This is a genomic window from Shewanella sp. KCT (assembly GCF_007636505.1).
Taxonomy (GTDB): domain Bacteria; phylum Pseudomonadota; class Gammaproteobacteria; order Enterobacterales; family Shewanellaceae; genus Shewanella; species Shewanella halotolerans.
Genome location: NZ_LVDJ01000001.1, coordinates 61,411 through 78,292 on the forward strand (window position 1 = coordinate 61,411; position 16,882 = coordinate 78,292).

The 16,882-nt window shown below is 53.7% G+C and carries 13 protein-coding genes and 1 tRNA gene; 9 read left to right on the top strand and 5 right to left on the bottom strand.

Going from position 1 to position 16,882, the window contains the following annotated elements:
• The first annotated feature begins 16 nt into the window (after positions 1 to 16).
• Positions 17 to 92, top strand: a tRNA-Lys gene (locus AYI87_RS00340).
• Positions 93 to 444: 352 nt separating this feature from the next.
• Positions 445 to 1,587 carry a DcaP family trimeric outer membrane transporter gene (locus AYI87_RS00345; protein ID WP_144198597.1) on the top strand — a complete coding sequence of 381 codons (1,143 nt, stop codon included), beginning with the start codon at positions 445 to 447 and terminating at the stop codon, positions 1,585 to 1,587.
• Between the two features lie 53 nt (positions 1,588 to 1,640).
• Here AYI87_RS00345 and AYI87_RS00350 read toward each other — a convergent pair whose 3' ends face one another.
• From AYI87_RS00350 to acs, 3 genes are all read right to left on the bottom strand, one after another.
• A complete protein-coding gene (locus AYI87_RS00350) occupies positions 1,641 to 1,898 on the bottom strand; it encodes a GrxA family glutaredoxin (protein ID WP_011865330.1) in 258 nt (85 codons plus the stop codon).
• A 65-nt stretch (positions 1,899 to 1,963) separates the two neighbouring features.
• Entirely contained in the window at positions 1,964 to 3,703 is a 1,740-nt protein-coding gene (locus AYI87_RS00355) for a DEAD/DEAH box helicase (RefSeq protein ID WP_144198600.1), read from the bottom strand.
• Between the two features lie 123 nt (positions 3,704 to 3,826).
• Positions 3,827 to 5,779 (bottom strand): acetate--CoA ligase, encoded by a 1,953-nt coding sequence (gene acs, locus AYI87_RS00360; protein WP_144198603.1) that lies wholly within the window; start codon positions 5,777 to 5,779, stop codon positions 3,827 to 3,829.
• 178 nt (positions 5,780 to 5,957) lie between these two features.
• Here acs and AYI87_RS00365 point away from each other — a divergent pair, with 178 nt between their 5' ends.
• From AYI87_RS00365 to AYI87_RS00385, 5 genes are all read left to right on the top strand, one after another.
• Positions 5,958 to 9,380 (top strand): PAS domain-containing hybrid sensor histidine kinase/response regulator, encoded by a 3,423-nt coding sequence (locus AYI87_RS00365; protein ID WP_144198606.1) that lies wholly within the window; start codon positions 5,958 to 5,960, stop codon positions 9,378 to 9,380.
• 28 nt (positions 9,381 to 9,408) lie between these two features.
• Positions 9,409 to 10,020 carry a fumarylacetoacetate hydrolase family protein gene (locus AYI87_RS00370; protein WP_144198609.1) on the top strand — a complete coding sequence of 204 codons (612 nt, stop codon included), beginning with the start codon at positions 9,409 to 9,411 and terminating at the stop codon, positions 10,018 to 10,020.
• Between the two features lie 88 nt (positions 10,021 to 10,108).
• Entirely contained in the window at positions 10,109 to 10,735 is a 627-nt protein-coding gene (gene catB, locus AYI87_RS00375) for a type B chloramphenicol O-acetyltransferase (protein ID WP_144198612.1), read from the top strand.
• Positions 10,736 to 11,056: 321 nt separating this feature from the next.
• Entirely contained in the window at positions 11,057 to 12,346 is a 1,290-nt protein-coding gene (locus AYI87_RS00380) for an NAD(P)/FAD-dependent oxidoreductase (RefSeq protein ID WP_144198615.1), read from the top strand.
• 176 nt (positions 12,347 to 12,522) lie between these two features.
• Positions 12,523 to 12,768, top strand: coding sequence for a YdcH family protein (locus AYI87_RS00385; RefSeq protein ID WP_144198618.1), 246 nt, complete (start codon positions 12,523 to 12,525; stop codon positions 12,766 to 12,768).
• Between the two features lie 107 nt (positions 12,769 to 12,875).
• On the opposite strand, the gene AYI87_RS00390 is transcribed toward AYI87_RS00385, so the two are convergent.
• The gene (locus AYI87_RS00390; protein WP_144198621.1) at positions 12,876 to 13,745 is read right to left on the bottom strand and encodes a LysR substrate-binding domain-containing protein; all 870 of its coding nucleotides are present in this window, start codon (positions 13,743 to 13,745) and stop codon (positions 12,876 to 12,878) included.
• Positions 13,746 to 13,945: 200 nt separating this feature from the next.
• On the opposite strand from AYI87_RS00390, the gene AYI87_RS00395 reads away from it, so the two are divergent.
• On the top strand, positions 13,946 to 15,076 hold the full coding sequence (locus tag AYI87_RS00395; RefSeq protein ID WP_144198624.1) for an S-(hydroxymethyl)glutathione dehydrogenase/class III alcohol dehydrogenase: 1,131 nt from the start codon (positions 13,946 to 13,948) through the stop codon (positions 15,074 to 15,076).
• A 60-nt stretch (positions 15,077 to 15,136) separates the two neighbouring features.
• Positions 15,137 to 15,970, top strand: a complete 834-nt coding sequence (gene fghA, locus AYI87_RS00400; protein ID WP_144198627.1) for an S-formylglutathione hydrolase — start codon at positions 15,137 to 15,139, stop codon at positions 15,968 to 15,970.
• Between the two features lie 111 nt (positions 15,971 to 16,081).
• Here the strand turns inward: fghA and AYI87_RS00405 are convergent, their stop codons facing one another.
• Positions 16,082 to 16,741, bottom strand: a complete 660-nt coding sequence (locus AYI87_RS00405) for a response regulator transcription factor (protein ID WP_011865344.1) — start codon at positions 16,739 to 16,741, stop codon at positions 16,082 to 16,084.
• Between the last annotated feature and the right edge of the window lie 141 nt (positions 16,742 to 16,882).

Here is a 16,882-nt window from a genome sequence, read left to right on the forward strand (position 1 = left end):
GTTAGACATCCAAGATGGGTCGTTAGCTCAGTCGGTAGAGCAGTTGGCTTTTAACCAATTGGTCGAAGGTTCGAATCCTTCACGACCCACCACTTCTCTTGATATTTAATTCCTTCACTACCTAGTATTCCTCTTGCTATTCAATCCTAAGTGGTTCAATTAATAAGTTATTAAATTCCTAAGCTATTTAAATATTGATCTATTATCTCTCATTTCTGATTTAGTGCTAAGTCCCTATGCATTAACCGCCTGATTTTTCCTCGTAACTTTGAGTTGAGTTTGCTGTTCAGATTGCATTTGCCCAGACCTAGACTAATTCACTAGCTACTTCACGCATATTAGCTATGCCTGTTCGACCTTGGTCTTATAGACGTTTTGCTAATGTTACTTGTTTGTTAACTCCGTCATATTCATTGCGATAATAATGAAAAAGGGAGAGGACAGATGAAAAACGCAAAAGTGTCTTTGCTGGCTGCGGCGACCTTACTGGCGCTAGGTTCCAGTGCCGCTATGGCTGAGACAGAGTTCAAGTTTGGTGGCTATGTGAAGGCCGATGTCATGTTCAGTGACTACAGCAATGGTGCACCGGACTCAGGTAATCTTTCTCGTCAGTTTTATGTTCCAGGCACCATTTATGGTACGCCGGGCAATGGCAAACAAGTCGTAGATTTCCAAGCGAGAGAGTCTCGCTTTAATTTTAAGACAACGACAGATCTCGACGGTCACAAGCTGACTGGTTTCATCGAGCTGGATTTCATGACCCATACAGACGGTAACGAGAGGGTATCGAATAGCTACTCTCCTCGTATTCGTCATGCATTCGTGAGTTACGATAATTGGACCGTGGGTCAGACCTGGAGTACCTTCATGAATCCAGGCTCTTTGCCCGAGAACCTCGATTTTGTAGGAGCGGCCGACGGTACGCCTTTCGTGCGCCAAACGCAGGTCAGATACACCAATGGCGGCTTCCAGTTTGCCTTGGAAAATCCTGAAACTACAGTGACACCTAATGGCGGTGGTTCACGTATCACCAGCGGTAGCGGCATAGTGCCAGATTTCGTGGCGCGTTATAACTTCAAGACCCAAGGCGGTGCAAAGTTCACGCTGGCTGGTATTGCGCGCCAACTTAACCTTGAGAAGAACGGTATAGATTCTCAGACCATGGGCTATGGCGTGAACTTTACCGGGGTGATCCCTGTCGGTGATGATGATCTTAAAATATCGGCGACTGCCGGTGATGGCTTAGGTCGTTACATGGCGCTTAACTATGCCAATGCCGGTGTGTTAGACGCCGACGGCGACATCAAGACCATCAGTTCTTACGGCGGCTTTGCCTCATACCGTCATTGGTGGAACGATAAATGGCGTTCAAGCTTTACCCTCTCAGGCTTCAAGGCCGATAACGATGTGGCCTTAACCGGCGGCGCGGTGAATGAAGAGTCTTACTCAGGCTACATTAACCTGCTCTATTCACCTGTGAAACCTATGACGGTTGGGGTGGAATATATGTATGCTGAGAACACCAAACAAAATGGGGACAAGGGCGAGTTGAATCGCGTGATGTTCTCGGTGAAATATGTGCTCTAGGGCGTGAAGAGAGTATAAAAAAGGAGGCTAAGCCTCCTTTTTCTTTGCCTCAATCACAGCAAATTGTTGTCGCGAACATATTGTTCAAATTCGGTGCAGCCACCGATATGCTCTTGATCGATGAAGATCTGTGGCACGGTTTCAACTGGCTTGCCTACCGTCTTTTCCAGATCGGCCTTGGTGATACCCTCTGCATGAATATCGACATACTTAAATTTGAAATCATCGCGAGATTCAACCAGTTGCTCTGACAGTTGAACGGCTCTAACGCAGTAAGGGCAGCCTGGACGGCCGAAAATTACAACAAACATATTCGCTCCAGAAGTAAATGTTGGTGACTTTATACCATAGGCTGGCGACGATTGCATATGACAGATCATACAAACTTATGCTGGCTGTCGAATCGACCCCGATAGTCGAAGAAACGCTCGACAAGTTCCCAGCCGCGTTTGCCCTTCTTGAGAAGCAACAGATCCGGCATGCGAAAATGATCCCGCGCGGCGATCACCTGGTCGACCTTGTTAAAGGTGGGTTGTTTCTGGCCTGGTGTGCGCGTGTGTTGATACACAAAGGCGCCATAGAAGGCGCGGATCTGCGCCTTGGTGGCAAAATTGAAGTAGCAGCAGAAATCGTTGCCCTCGATATCCAGGTAACGCACCCTGAGCCTGTCGTTGTCGGCCTCAAACAGCATCTCCTGGCAGCGGAACAGGTGATGATGTTTCTGTTGTAGCACCTCTTTAAGACGCTTGTCCGGGTCTATAAGCGTTGACTGACAATGCTGGCACACCTTGGCGGCAATATCATTCTCTTCACCGCAATTTGGGCAAGCCTTGGAGCGGAATCGAAAGTCACATTGGTGTTTGCTATCGCCGTCATCGATCACGGCCTGACAGCGTCGTCCGAAGTGCTCGATAATATCGCCATCATCATCGATCAATCCCCAGAAGATGTTGGCAAAGCCACACTCGGGGCAGGGGACCTGTACTGGCACGCTCTTGCTGTCGGGTTTGGGACGACCAACTTCGGGAAAGAAGAGGTCGAAGCCGTTGGCGGCGTAGTCGATCACTAAGCAATCCCGCTTACCTTCGCAGATCCTCAGCCCCCGGCCGACCATCTGCTGGAACAGACTCACCGAAGCCGTGGGCCTCAAGATGGCGATGAGATCCACATGGGGGGCGTCGAAACCTGTGGTGAGTACCGCAACATTGACCAGGTAGCTGAGCTCGCGGCGTTTGAAGGCATCGATAATGGCATCGCGCTCCTGGCTAGGTGTGTCTGCGGTGATTAGCCCCGCCTCGGGGCTGTCCAGCAGCGTCATGATCTCTTTGGCATGACGCACGGTCGCCGCGAAGATGATGGTGCCGGCGCGGGTGTTGGTGAGCTGTTTAATCTGCTCCACAATCGCCTTGGTAGCGCGGCCCGCGTGATGCAGCAGGGAGTCGACTTCGGCCTCATTGTATTCGCCACTTGCATTGGGTGAGAGCTCGCCGAAATCATATTGGGCCGACAGACCGTCGAGCACCTTGGGCGGTGTCAGAAAGCCTTGTTTGATCAGCGGGCGCATCGGCAGCTCGAAGATACAGTGCTCGAACACCGGCAGCTCAGTGTTGCCAATCTTGCCATGGTAGTGATAACGGTAGATCCAACCGCTGCCCAGACGGTAGGGGGTTGCCGTAAGGCCCAGCAGCCTGAGTTTCGGATTCTGGGTTCTGAGATGGCTGAGTAGCTGCTGATACTGGCTCTCTTTCTCATTGGAGACCCGGTGGCACTCATCGATGATCACCAGGGAATAGGGCTCATCAAATTGCTTGGGGTTACGCACCGCCGATTGAATGCTGGCCACCACCGTCTTGTTGCGGGTCGATTTTTGTTTCAGCCCTGCGGAAAAGATACTGGCCTCATCGGTCAGTAATCCAACCTTCTCGGCGTTTTGCGCCACCAGCTCCTTGACGTGGGTAAGCACCAAGGTGCGCCCCTTGGCGATGCGGGCAAGCTCTGCGATGACGATACTCTTGCCGGCCCCGGTCGGGAGCACGAGTAGGGCGGAGTCATCGCTGCGTTTAAAGTGGTTGATGGCCGCATCGACGGCTTGGCGTTGATAATCTCTGAGTTGCAAGGCAATTGATGGTCTGTGATTGGGGCAGTCAGAATAGCAGCGCAGCTTGGTAGCGGCTAGGGGAGATATAAAAAAAGCCCCTCGAAGAGGGGCTAGAAGAGAGAATCTAATTCAGCAAAAAGGTTATTCGCTGCGGTTGAGACGCGTCTCAATCAGGGTGTCGATCACCGCTGGATCGGCGAGGGTCGACGCATCACCTAAGTTAGTCACCTCGTTGGCGGCGATCTTACGCAGGAAGCGGCGCATGATCTTGCCCGAGCGTGTCTTAGGCAGACCGCCGGCCCACTGGATCAGATCCGGCGTCGCCAGGGCGCCAATCTCTTTTCTGACCCATTGACGCAACTCCTGACGCAGCTCTTCGCTTTCCTGAGTGCCCTTGGTCAAGGTGACATAGGCATAGATGCCTTGGCCCTTGATGTCGTGAGGGTAGCCCACCACGGCGGCCTCGGCGACATGCTCATGAGCCACCAGGGCGCTCTCGACCTCGGCGGTACCCAGTCGGTGACCCGATACGTTAATCACGTCATCGACACGGCCTGTGATCCAGTAGTAGCCATCTTCATCGCGGCGAGCACCGTCTCCGGTAAAGTACATGCCACGGAAGGTCTTGAAGTAGGTCAGCGCGAATCTGTCATGGTCGCCATACACGGTGCGCATCTGTCCTGGCCAGGAGTCGAGGATCACCAGGTTACCCTCGGCTGCGCCATCTATGATGTTACCCATGTTGTCCACTAAGGCCGGCTGCACGCCAAAGAATGGGCGAGTGGCTGAACCAGGTTTAGTATCTGTGGCGCCCGGCAGTGGCGAGATCAGGATGCCACCGGTTTCGGTTTGCCACCAGGTATCGACGATAGGGCAGTTTTCATGGCCAATCACCTCGTGATACCAGCGCCAGGCCTCTGGGTTAATGGGTTCACCCACAGAGCCCATGATGCGCAGCGAGCTGCCATCGAAACCATCGAACTGCTCCTTGCCTTCTGCCATCAGGGCGCGGATCAGCGTCGGCGCCGTGTAGAGAATGTTGACCTTGTGGCGGTCGATCATCTCACCTAGACGAGCCGGGCTTGGATAGTTAGGGATACCTTCGTGGATCAATATGGTTGCGCCGTTGGCCAGCGGGCCATAGACCATGTAGGAGTGACCGGTGATCCAACCCACATCGGCGGTACACCAGTAGATCTCACCCTCTTTGTAATCAAACACATATTCGTGGGTCATCGAGGCATAGACCAGGTAGCCACCTGTGGTGTGCAGCACGCCCTTAGGGTTACCGGTCGAGCCAGAGGTATAGAGCAGGAAGAGGGGGTCTTCGGCGCCCATCTCTTCGGCCACGCAGTGCTCTGAGGCGGTCTCCATTAGCGACGCCCACTTGATGTCGCGTCCCTCAACCCAGTTGACGGGGTTGCCGGTACGCTCGAGCACGATCACCTTCTCGACACAGGTCACGTCTGGGTGAGAGAGGGCCTCATCTATATTGGCTTTTAGTGGGATAGTGCGGCCACCGCGTACGCCTTCGTCGGCGGTGATCACAACTTTTGACTTGCCGTCGATCACCCGTGAGGCGATAGAGTCCGGCGAGAAGCCACCGAACACCACAGAGTGGATGGCGCCGATACGGGCACAGGCCAGCATGACCACGGCAGCCTCTGGCACCATTGGCATGTATACGGTGACCACGTCACCACGACGCACCCCTTGGCTGCGCAGGGCGTTGGCAAACTTACACACCTCTGTATGGAGTTCGCCATAGGTGAGGGTGCGTTGATCGGCCGCGTCATCACCTTCCCAGATGATGGCCAGCTTATCGGCGTTATCGGCCAGGTGTCTATCGAGACAGTTGACCGAGGCGTTTAGGGTGCCGTCATAGAACCAGTTGATCGACAGGTTGTGATCGTCGAAGGAGGTTTTCTTGACCTTAGTAAAAGGCTTCATCCAATCGATGCGCTGGCCATGCTCTCTCCAGAAACCTTCGGGGTTAACCACAGATTCCTGATACATCTTCTTATATTTCTCGTCATTAATATGGGCATTCGCCGCGATTTCGCTTGGAACTTTGTAGAGAGACTGGGTGCTCATCTGACTTCCTTTTATTTCTAATTGTGCGTAGATAAAGTATGGAATGCTTAGGCTATTTACCTCTATTAGACCTTGGTCTAGTAAAAAAATATCCTTTATTTTTAGTCTGTTGTGATTATATTTGCACGAGATTTAAGCTAGTATTTAGCGCAGAATAATTAAAAGAATTGGAATTGCTATGAATCTGACTCTGGTTGTCGGCGTGATCGCCCTGTTATACGTGTCGCTACTCTTCCTGTTGGCCTGGGGAGCGGAGCGCTGGTTTGGGCGGATCACCAAGAAGATACAGACCTGGATTTATGGTTTAAGTTTAGCGGTTTACTGCTCCTCTTGGAGCTTTCTCGGTACAGTTGGTCAGTCGGCTCAGGATCTCTGGTCCTTCCTGCCTATCTTCGTCGGTCCCATACTCATCTTTACCTTCGGCTTCGGTTTGCTGCGCAAGATGGTGATCGTCTCCAAGGCGCAAAACATCACCTCGGTGGCCGATTTTATTGCCGCCCGTTACGGCAAGTCGCAGACCATCGCCGCCATCGTCACCCTGATCGCCCTGTTCGGCATCATGCCCTATATCGCCCTGCAGCTTAAGGCCATGGTATTTAGCCTCAACCTGTTTCAGCCCGAAGACGCCCAATACGATGGCGCCTGGGTCTCGCTGATCGTCACCGGCATACTAGCGATGTTTGCCATCCTGTTTGGTACCCGTAAGCTGGATGCGACCGAACACAACCCGGGCATGATGCTGGCGATCGCCTTCGAGTCCCTAGTGAAACTGGCGGCCTTCCTCTTGGTGGGCGGCGTGATCAGCTTTGGCTTCTTCGATGGCTTCGGCGATATCTGGGCCCAGGCCACAGAGCGTCAGTTGATCAATAATCCCGAGCTGCGACTTGAAAACCTGATGCCCCAGCTGTTGGTGGGCATGGCGGCGTTTCTCTGCATGCCGCGCCAGTTCCATGTGATGATGGTGGAGTGTAAGGATGAACCCACCCTAGTTAAGGCCAAGTATCTGTTTCCTATCTACCTGCTTCTCTTCGGCATGTTTGTGGCGCCGCTCGCCCTGGCGGGTAAGTTGATGCTGGGGGATAGCGTGTCGGCCGATACCTATGTGATCAATCTACCTTTGGCGCTGGATCAGCCCATGCTGGCGGTGATTGCCCTGCTTGGGACGCTGTCGGCGGCGACCGGCATGGTGATCGTTGCCGTGGTGACCATCAGCGTCATGGTGAGTAATGAATGGCTGGTGCCTCTGATGTTGCACTCGGGCAAGATCCGTCAGAAGAACTTCAGCCAGTTCTCCCAGTTCCTGCTCAATGCCCGTCGCATCGCCATAGTCCTTATCTTGGCGCTGGGGTATTTCAGTTACCTCTCTTTCATGAACAGCGATTCGCTCTCGGCGCTGGGCATGCTCTCCTTCGGCGCCTTCGCTCAGCTCGCGCCCGCACTGATCGGTGGCATGTATTGGAAGCACGGCAATCGCGGCGGGGTGTATCTGGGGCTTATCGTCGGCTTCGGTCTCTGGTGCTACATTCTGCTTCAGGGAGTGAGCGACAGTCAGGGCGTCTTTGGCGGCGAACTGGCGCTGCTAGACAGTATCAACCCCAACATTCGTGACATTCTCACCGCGCTGCTGGCAAACCTTGCCTGTTATGTGCTGGGCTCTATCTGGTTTCGCGCTGGGGTGGCTGAGCGTATCCAGGCCAGTGCCTTCGTGACGCCGGGCGAGCTGAAAAACACCAGTAACCGCAAGGCATCGCCCATCTCTCAGCAGGATCTCTTGATCCTGGCCAGCCGCTTCGTCAGTCCCACCCGGGCCTACGAGAGTTTCTCCCGCTTCTCCGATGAGGCGGTGCGCAGCGACAGCTGGCACAAGGTGGCCTCGCCGGAATTGATCGCCCACACCGAGCATATGCTTGCCGGGGTGCTGGGGGGCTCCAGCGCCTCCTTGGTGATGGACTCAGTGCTGCAGGGGCGAGATCTCGCATTAGATGAGGTGTTTAGCCTGGTGGATGAGGCCTCATCGAAGATCATCCTCAGTCAGGATATGCTCAGGGGCGCGATAGAGCACGCCTATGAGGGGATGAGCGTGGTGGACAAGGAGCTGAATCTGGTGGCCTGGAACTACAAGTATGTGGAGCTCTACGACTATCCCGAAGATTTCCTGCAGGCCGGCATGCCTATCGCCGATGTGGTACGTTTCAACGCCGAGCGCGGCTACTGCGGGCCGGGAGATGTAGAGGAGCAGGTGGCCAAGCGGGTGCAGCATATGCGTAACGGCACCCCACATGTATCCGAGCGTGAGCGTCAGGATGGCAAGGTGATCAAGATCCAGGGCAATCCTATGCCTAGCGGCGGTTTCGTGATGACCTTTACCGACATTACCCAGTACCGCGAGCAGGCCAGAGCGTTGCAGGAGGTCAATGAAACCCTGGAGGCCAGGGTGAAGGAGCGTACCTATGAGCTGGCGCTGCTCAACAGTCAGCTACTTGAGGCCAAGGCCCAGGAGGAGATAGCCAACGCCTCCAAGAGCCGTTTCCTGGCCGCTGTAGGGCACGACCTGATGCAGCCACTTAATGCCGCCCGTCTGTTTACGGCGTCTCTGGCGCAATACCCGAATCTGGATCAGGAGGGGCGCACCACGCTCTCCCACGTTAATAGCTCACTCAAAATAGCCGGCGAGCTGCTGACGGATCTACTGGATATCTCTAAGCTAGATTCCGGCATGGTGGAAGTAAACCGCCGCGACTTCTCGGTGGCCGAGTTGCTGGAAGGCTTAGCGGTGGAGTTCGATGCCATGGCCAAGGATTACGGCATCAAGTTTTCCATGGTGGCCAGCTCCAGCATCATCAGCTCAGATCTCAGCCTGCTCAGGCGGGTGCTGCAGAACTTTCTGACTAACGCCTATCGTTATGCCAAGGGCAACCGGGTACTGCTGGGCTGTCGTCACCGCGCCGGGGCGCTGGAGATCCAGGTGATCGACACCGGCTGCGGCATCGACGAGCAGGAACTGGGAGAAATCTTTAAGGAGTTCAAGCGTCTGGAAAACCCCGAGAGTAAGAGCGTTAGCGGTTTAGGCTTAGGGCTAGCCATCGCCGATCGCATCGCCCGTGTGCTGGGCCATGACATTAAGGTGGTTTCCAAGTTAGGGTTGGGCTCGATGTTTTCTATCACAGTGCCGCTTGGCGAGAAGGCCAAGGTGGCCCTGCCTAAGAAGGCCAATCCTGTTATGCAGCCGCTGGCCGGGGTGAAGGTACTCTGTATCGATAACGAAGAGGCGATCCTGGCAGGACTCGAGAGCTTGCTCAGCCGCTGGCAGTGTGAGGTGATCTGCGCCAGCGATCTCGCCGATGCCCGCATCAAGCTGGGACTCAAGGGAGTCGCCCCCGATATCGTGCTGGCGGACTACCATCTGGATCATGGCCAAAATGGCGTCGATGCCATGGACGGGATCCGTGCCCTCTATGGCGCTCATCTGCCGGGGATCTTGATCACCGCCAATACCCGTAAAGACTTGGTGGAAGATGTGCAGCAGCGTGGCTATCACTATATGGCCAAGATGGTCAAACCCGCGGCGCTGCGAGCGCTGATATCCAGTTTAGTAAAGTAAGAATACATCAACAGCGAAGGAGTGAAGTTTGCGCTTGGTTAAATATCTAGATCAACAAGTGACGCCGAGTAAGATAGTCTGCGTCGGGCGAAATTATGTCGAGCACATCAAGGAGCTTAACAACGAGATGCCCGAAGAGATGGTGCTGTTCGTTAAGCCTAACTCGGCGATTTCCGAGACCCTACTCAGTACCCATCAGGAGCCGCTACACTATGAGGCCGAGCTCTGCTTTTTGGTGAAGGCGGGCCGCTTTGAGGCTGTGGGCGTCGGCTTAGATCTCACCAAACGCCAGCTACAGAGTCGTCTCAAGGCCAAGGGGTTACCCTGGGAGCGGGCCAAGTCCTTCGATGGCGCCGCGCTGTTTAGTGAGTTTGTGCCTTTTGATGGCGATCTCGACTCACTCTCGTTTCGCCTGATCGTCGACGGTGAGCTGCGCCAGCAGGGGGATGTAGTATTGATGCTTAATCGCCCCGAGGCCATGTTGGCCGAGATCGCCAGTTTCATGACTCTCGAAGATGGCGACATCCTGATGACAGGCACACCCAAGGGCGTGGGGCAGATAGTTAAGGGTGAGCACTTTAATTTAGAGCTTTATCAAGGTGAGATACTGCTCGTCAGCCAAAGCTGGGTGGCACAGTAAAGTGTGAATGCCCTAGTGCCAGCTTCTGCAACAGTCTAATGCACGCCAGTTTGGGAAGGTGTGAGGACAAGTAACAATAGGTTTTAAGATGAAAAATTATTTTGATAGCCCTTTTGCCGGCCAATCGCTAAAGGAGCAGGTCACCAATCCCAACATCATCGTGGGCGAGCATAGCTACTATTCGGGCTATTATCATCAACACAGCTTCGATGATTGCGCCCGCTACCTGGCACCCGATAGGGACGATGTCGACCGGCTTATCATAGGCAACTACTGTTCCATTGGCTCTGGCGCCGTGTTCATGATGGCGGGCAATCAGGGCCATAGAAGCGACTGGGTCAGTAGCTTTCCCTTTTTCTATCAACAGGGTGATAGCTTCTCGGGCGCCCAGGATGGGTTTGTCCGCGGCGGTGATACCCTGATAGGCAATGATGTCTGGATAGGCTCCGAAGCGATGACCATGCCTGGAGTCACGGTAGGGGATGGCGCCATTATTGCGAGTCGCGCCGTGGTGACCAAAGATGTGCCGCCCTATGCCATAGTAGGCGCCAACCCGGCGAAACTGATCCGCTATCGTTTTTCGGATGAAGAGATCGCCATGTTAATGGAGATGCAATGGTGGCATTGGAGTGATGACAAGGTGAGAGCGGCGATGCATCTGCTTTGTAGCAAGGATATTGTCGGCCTTTACGCCTATTGGCAGCAGACTCGTTAACGTCTGCAGCGCGCCGCAGCCTGCGGCGCGTCTCTGCTTTTATATTTACCTGTAAATTCATATCAATAATCATTTTTACTCTCTAGCAGTATCGCCCATTTCTTACTCCCTGTTTTCTTACTCCTTGTTATCTTACGCCCTGTTTTCTTACCTCCTGTTTTCTTACTCTCTGTTTTCTTAGTTCGGTTTTTTACGTGTGCGAATCTCGTGAACTAGTTGACCTGACATTGCACCTAGGTATACTCAAATATCAAACGTGTTGTAAAAAATATAAAACAAAGCCGTATCATGGCGGCGCAACTAATGATTAAGGAAAGCCGGATGTCACTCGCTCGCTGTAACTCTTATTACAATGCCACCATCAAGCAGGAGACCCATTATCCAAGCCTAGAGGGGGAGCTGGATGTCGATGTAGTAGTCATAGGCGCAGGTTTTACCGGTGTGGCGACCGCCCTGGAACTTGCCGAGCGAGGCGTCAAGGTGGCCGTCGTCGAGGCAAATAAGGTGGGCTGGGGGGCAACCGGTCGTAACGGTGGTCAGGTGACCGGCAGTCTATCTGGCGATAACGCCATGGTAAAACAGCTGCGTAATCGTATCGGCTATGAGGCGGAGGAGTTTGTCTGGAACCTGCGCTGGCGCGGTCATGAGATCATTAAAAAGCGGGTAGCAAAATATCAGATAGATTGTGACCTTAAATTCGGTCATCTGCACACCGCCTATAAGCCGGCCCACATGGCCGAGATGCAGGCCACCTATGAAGAGGGACTGAGGCGGGGCATGGGGGAGGATCTGACCTTGTTGAGTAAGGCTGACATTCCCGATTATCTGGACACGCCGCTGTATCACGGTGGCTTATTGAATCGGCGCAACATGCACCTGCACTCGGTGAATCTCTGCATCGGCGAGGCGAGGGCCGCCGAGGCCAACGGCGCCTTGATCTTCGAAGGCTCACAGGTTTTGGACATTTCTGATGATGAGCGGGTTACCGTCACGACCGATAAGGGGCGGATCACCGCCAACTGCGCCGTACTGGCGGGCAATGCCTATCATAGGTTGGCGCGTCATAAGTTAAGGGGCATGCTGTTTCCCGCATCTTTGGGTAACTGCGCCACGGTGAGACTGGACCCACAACTGGCCAAGCAGCTCAACCCCCATGATTTAGCCGTATATGATAGTCGTTTCGTGCTCGACTATTACCGCATGACCGCCGATAACCGATTGATGTTTGGTGGTGGCACCAACTATTCGGGCCGGGACTCTAAGGATGTGGCCGCCGAGCTGCGCCCGGCGATAGAGCGCACCTTCCCCCGCCTCAAGGGGGTGGAGATAGAGTTCGATTGGACCGGCATGGCGGGCATAGTGGTTAACCGTATCCCCCAGCTTGGCAAGGTGTCTGAGCATCTGTTTTATTGTCAGGGCTACTCAGGTCACGGGGTTGCCACCTCGCACATCATGGGCGAGATCATGAGTCAGGCGGTGCAGGGCCAACTGGAGGAGTTCGACCTCTTTGCCCAGATGAAACAGGTAAGACTGCCGGTGGGCGATTGGCTCGGTAATCAGGGCATGGCCTTGGGCATGCTCTATTACCGCATAATGGAGCATTTCAGGTAGGGAATGTCTGGGCAAATCTCAGGTGTAAAGGCTTGTAAACAGCGCACTAAAACTTAATTTATCAACTCTTTGCAGTATTTTGTGAGGTGGATGCTGACCAGGGGCGTGATGGCGTGCTACATTTATCAACAAGGCATAAAATTTATCCATTTATCTGCTCAAGTAAAGGGGGCCTTATGCTAGGTGAAAACCACTCGCTCATTAACGACTTTCCTGATTATCAAGACCTGATCCTCAAACTCACCGAATCCGATGATGGATTCGCGCAAGACAACAAGAAGTACAGTGCGTTAGACAAAGAGATCCGAACCCTAGAGCTTAACGATGCGCCTATCGACGATAGTGCCATGCATCAGCTTAAGCACGATAGAGCCGAGCTGAAAGACGCCCTCTATCAACGTCTGCTCGACGCCAGCAACTGACAGCCGAGCAGCCGTTAATCTGACGTTAAGCGTTAAATTAAACAAGAGAAACGCGCCTTCATACTAGATGAAGGGGCGTTTTTTATTGTCTTAAAACCTTGCAAGGGTTAGGGCAGGGCGCGGTCGAGAAATTCTACCATTAACTTCACCTTAGGTGAGAGGTGGCGGTTTTGGGGATAGAGGGCCCAGACCCCTTCGTTTGGCTCCTGATAGGCGTTGAGCACAGACACCAAACGACCCGCCTTGAGGTCCTGACCTACATAATAGTTGGGCAGCTGCACCAGTCCCAGTCCCTTAAGCGCCGCGTCTCTCAGGCCGTGGCCGGTATTACACCTCAGATTGCCCTTTATCTTAAGCTGTCGCTCGCGGCCCTGTTCGAGAAAGCGCCAGTAGTCATGGTTGCCGATCAGGCAGTTGTGCCGGCTCAGTTCAGACAGGCTGTGGGGTTCGCCGAACCGCTTGAGATAGTCCGGTGAGGCACACACATAGTTGATCCGTTGACTGATCCGCTTGGCGATCAGGCTCGAATCGGCCAGCTTGCCGATGCGAATGGCCAGGTCTATGCCCGCATCTACCAGTCTCACCTGGCGATTGGTGAGGGCGATATCCACCTCGACGTTAGGGTAGGCGAGCAGGAAGTCGTTGACGACAGGCAGGATATATTTCTCGCCATAGGCCACAGGTGCCGTCATCCTCAGGAGTCCCTGGGGCAGACCTCTTAAGCTGCTCAGCGCGCGCTCGGCTTCTTCCAGGCCATCGAGCACCTGACGGCAATGCCGGTAGTAGAGCTGCCCTTCCTCCGTCATGGAGACCTTGCGGGTGGTGCGATAGAGCAGCTTGGTATCCAGTCTCTGTTCCAGCGCCCCAACCTGGCGACTCACCTGGGCGGTAGAGATCCCTAAGCGTTTGCCCGCTTTAGTAAAACTCTCTGTCTCCGCCACCGCGACAAATTCGCTGACCCCTTCCCATTCCTGCATGGCTTTAAACCTATTATTACTATTTGGTAAAAATTATTTGTATAAAACGGAGATTATCATCTCATGTGAAATAAATAAAATAGACACAAGTGATCAAATCCACCGTGATGCAACTGCTGGCGAGACAAGGGAATGGTCAGCGACTACATTGAAGTGGGCAGACAGATACACAGATACAGACACTAAATGGAGCAAGTGAGATGACAGACAAGTTTATTAAATCTAAGGCCGCCATCGCCTGGGGACCGGGCCAGCCATTATCGGTAGAAGAGGTGGATGTGATGTATCCCAAGGCTGGTGAGGTTTTGGTGAAGATTGTCGCAACCGGCGTCTGCCATACCGATGCCTTTACCCTCTCGGGTGACGATCCTGAAGGTGTCTTCCCGGCGATTCTGGGCCACGAAGGCGGTGGTATCGTCGAGGCGGTCGGTGAAGGCGTGACCAGTGTGGCGGTAGGGGATCACGTGATCCCGCTTTATACCCCTGAGTGTGGCGAGTGTAAGTTCTGTAAGTCGGGTAAGACGAACCTGTGTCAGAAGATCCGCGAGACCCAAGGTAAAGGCTTGATGCCAGATGGCACCACGCGTTTCTTCAAAGATGGTCAGCCTATCTTCCACTATATGGGTTGCTCAACTTTCTCTGAATATACTGTACTGCCAGAGATCTCACTGGCTAAAGTCAATCCAGAGGCGCCACTGGAAGAGGTGTGTCTGCTGGGTTGCGGCGTGACCACAGGCATGGGCGCGGTACTCAACACGGCTAAGGTTGAGCCGGGTTCCAGCGTAGCCATCTTCGGTATTGGCGGCATAGGCCTGTCGGCCATCATAGGCGCGACCATGGCGGGTGCTAGCCGCATCATCGCCATCGATATCAATGAGAGCAAGTTTGAGCTGGCTCGCCAGCTTGGTGCTACCGACTGCATCAACCCTAAGCATTACGACAAGCCCATCCAGGAAGTGATTGTCGAGCTAACCGATGGCGGCGTGGATTACTCATTCGAGTGTATCGGTAATGTGGATGTGATGCGCTCGGCGCTGGAGTGCTGCCATAAGGGGTGGGGCGAGTCTGTGATCATCGGTGTCGCTGGCGCCGGCCAAGAGATCTCGACCCGTCCTTTCCAGCTGGTGACCGGACGCGTCTGGCGCGGCAGCGCCTTCGGCGGCGTGAAGGGACGCTCAGAGCTGCCCGAGATAGTTGAGAAGTACCTGCGCGGCGAGTTCAAGCTCAGTGACTTTATCACTCACACCATGGCGCTGGAGAAGATCAACACAGCCTTCGACCTTATGCATGAGGGTAAGAGCATCCGCTCTGTGGTGCATTTTAACCGATAGGCATCAATAGGCGTAGATTTGGCGCAGACGCCCGCGTCTGCGCCCTTTAGGGATGAGAGTATGACAATAGAAAATATCAGTAGCAACAAGTGCTTCGGTGGTTGGCATAAACAGTATCAGCATCAATCTCGGGTGCTAAATTGTGCCATGCGTTTTGCTATCTACCTGCCGCCTCAGGCCAGTGAGCAGAAGGTGCCAGTGCTTTACTGGCTGTCTGGGCTGACCTGCACGGATGAGAACTTCATGCAAAAGGCTGGCGCCATGCGCATCGCGGCAGAGCTGGGGGTTGCCATCGTCGCGCCCGATACTAGCCCAAGAGGGATGGAGGTGGCCGATGACGCTGCCTACGATCTGGGCCAAGGCGCAGGATTTTATCTCAACGCGACTCAGTCGCCCTGGCAGGCTCATTACCAGATGTATGACTATGTGCGCGATGAGCTACCCGAGCTTATCGAGGTTCATTTCCCCGTGACAGAGGCGCGCGCTTTGGCCGGTCACTCAATGGGAGGCCACGGCGCCTTGACCATAGGCCTTAAGCATCCAGATCGTTATCGATCTGTCTCGGCCTTTAGCCCTATCGTCAATCCCATCAACTGCCCGTGGGGCCAGAAGGCCTTTACTGAGTATCTGGGTAAGAATCGTGATGCTTGGCTGGTCTATGATGCCTGTGAGCTGATGAAGCAGGCCAGTTGCGATCTGCCGATTTTTATCGATCAGGGTAGCAGCGATAACTTCCTCGAGGAGCAGCTAAGGCCAGAGGCCTTGATTGCAGTGGCCAAGGAGAAGGAGTATCCGCTGATCCTGCGCATGCAGGAGGGGTATGATCACAGCTATTACTTTATCGCCACCTTTATCGAAGATCATCTGAGATTCCACGCCAGTCATCTTTTATGACAGCTTCAGGCATTAAGTAAGTAACAAAAAGGGCTGTGAAAACAAACAGTCGGGAATAAAAAAGCCGAACGAGAGTTCGGCTTTTTTGTGCTGGCTTATCCTTGTTTTCTGCTATAGCTCGACCTTTTCCATCTCCAGCTGCTGCAGGGCGATAACTGCCTGAGTGCGGTTTCTCACCCCGAGTTTTCTAAAGATGGCGGTGGCGTGGGCCTTGATGGTGGCCTCGGATACGCCCAGGTCATAGGCGATCTGCTTGTTGAGCAGACCCTCGGCAAACATCTGCAGCACCTTATATTGCTGCGGCGTGAGATCGGCAAGCTTGGCTGCCATCTGATCCGTGGCATCTTCGTTGATCTCTTGCAGCTCTATGTTGTCCGGTAGCCAGATATCGCCATAGAGTACAGCCGTGAGAGCCTCCGAGAGGGTCTCCATGGAGGCGGACTTGGGAATAAACCCGGCGCTACCATAATGGACGGCGCGGCTGATGGTCATGGCATCTTCGTGAGCGGAGATCACCACTACAGGCAGTTCGGGGAAATGGGTTCTTAGGTGTATTAAGGTGGAGTAACCATGGGAGCCGGGCATCTGTAGATCCAGCAACACTAAGTCATAGGCGGTGTTGCCCTGTTCCAATAGGCCTTGTAGGGCTTCGGCACTATCGGCCTCAAACCACTGGGTGTCGGCAAAGGCGCCGCTCAATGCCTGTCGCAGCGCATTCCTAAATAATGGATGATCATCTGCGATGATGATGTGCAAGTTTTCGAGCTTCATTGCTTTTTGATTATCTTTGTTGCACTTGAAGGTAAAGTCAATGTAACAGATAAATGACTCAGTATTCTATTGCTTTTGTGTCTGGGTGATGGGATTTTTTCGTTTTTACAAACAATTATTAGACTTAAGTCTAATGAGTCT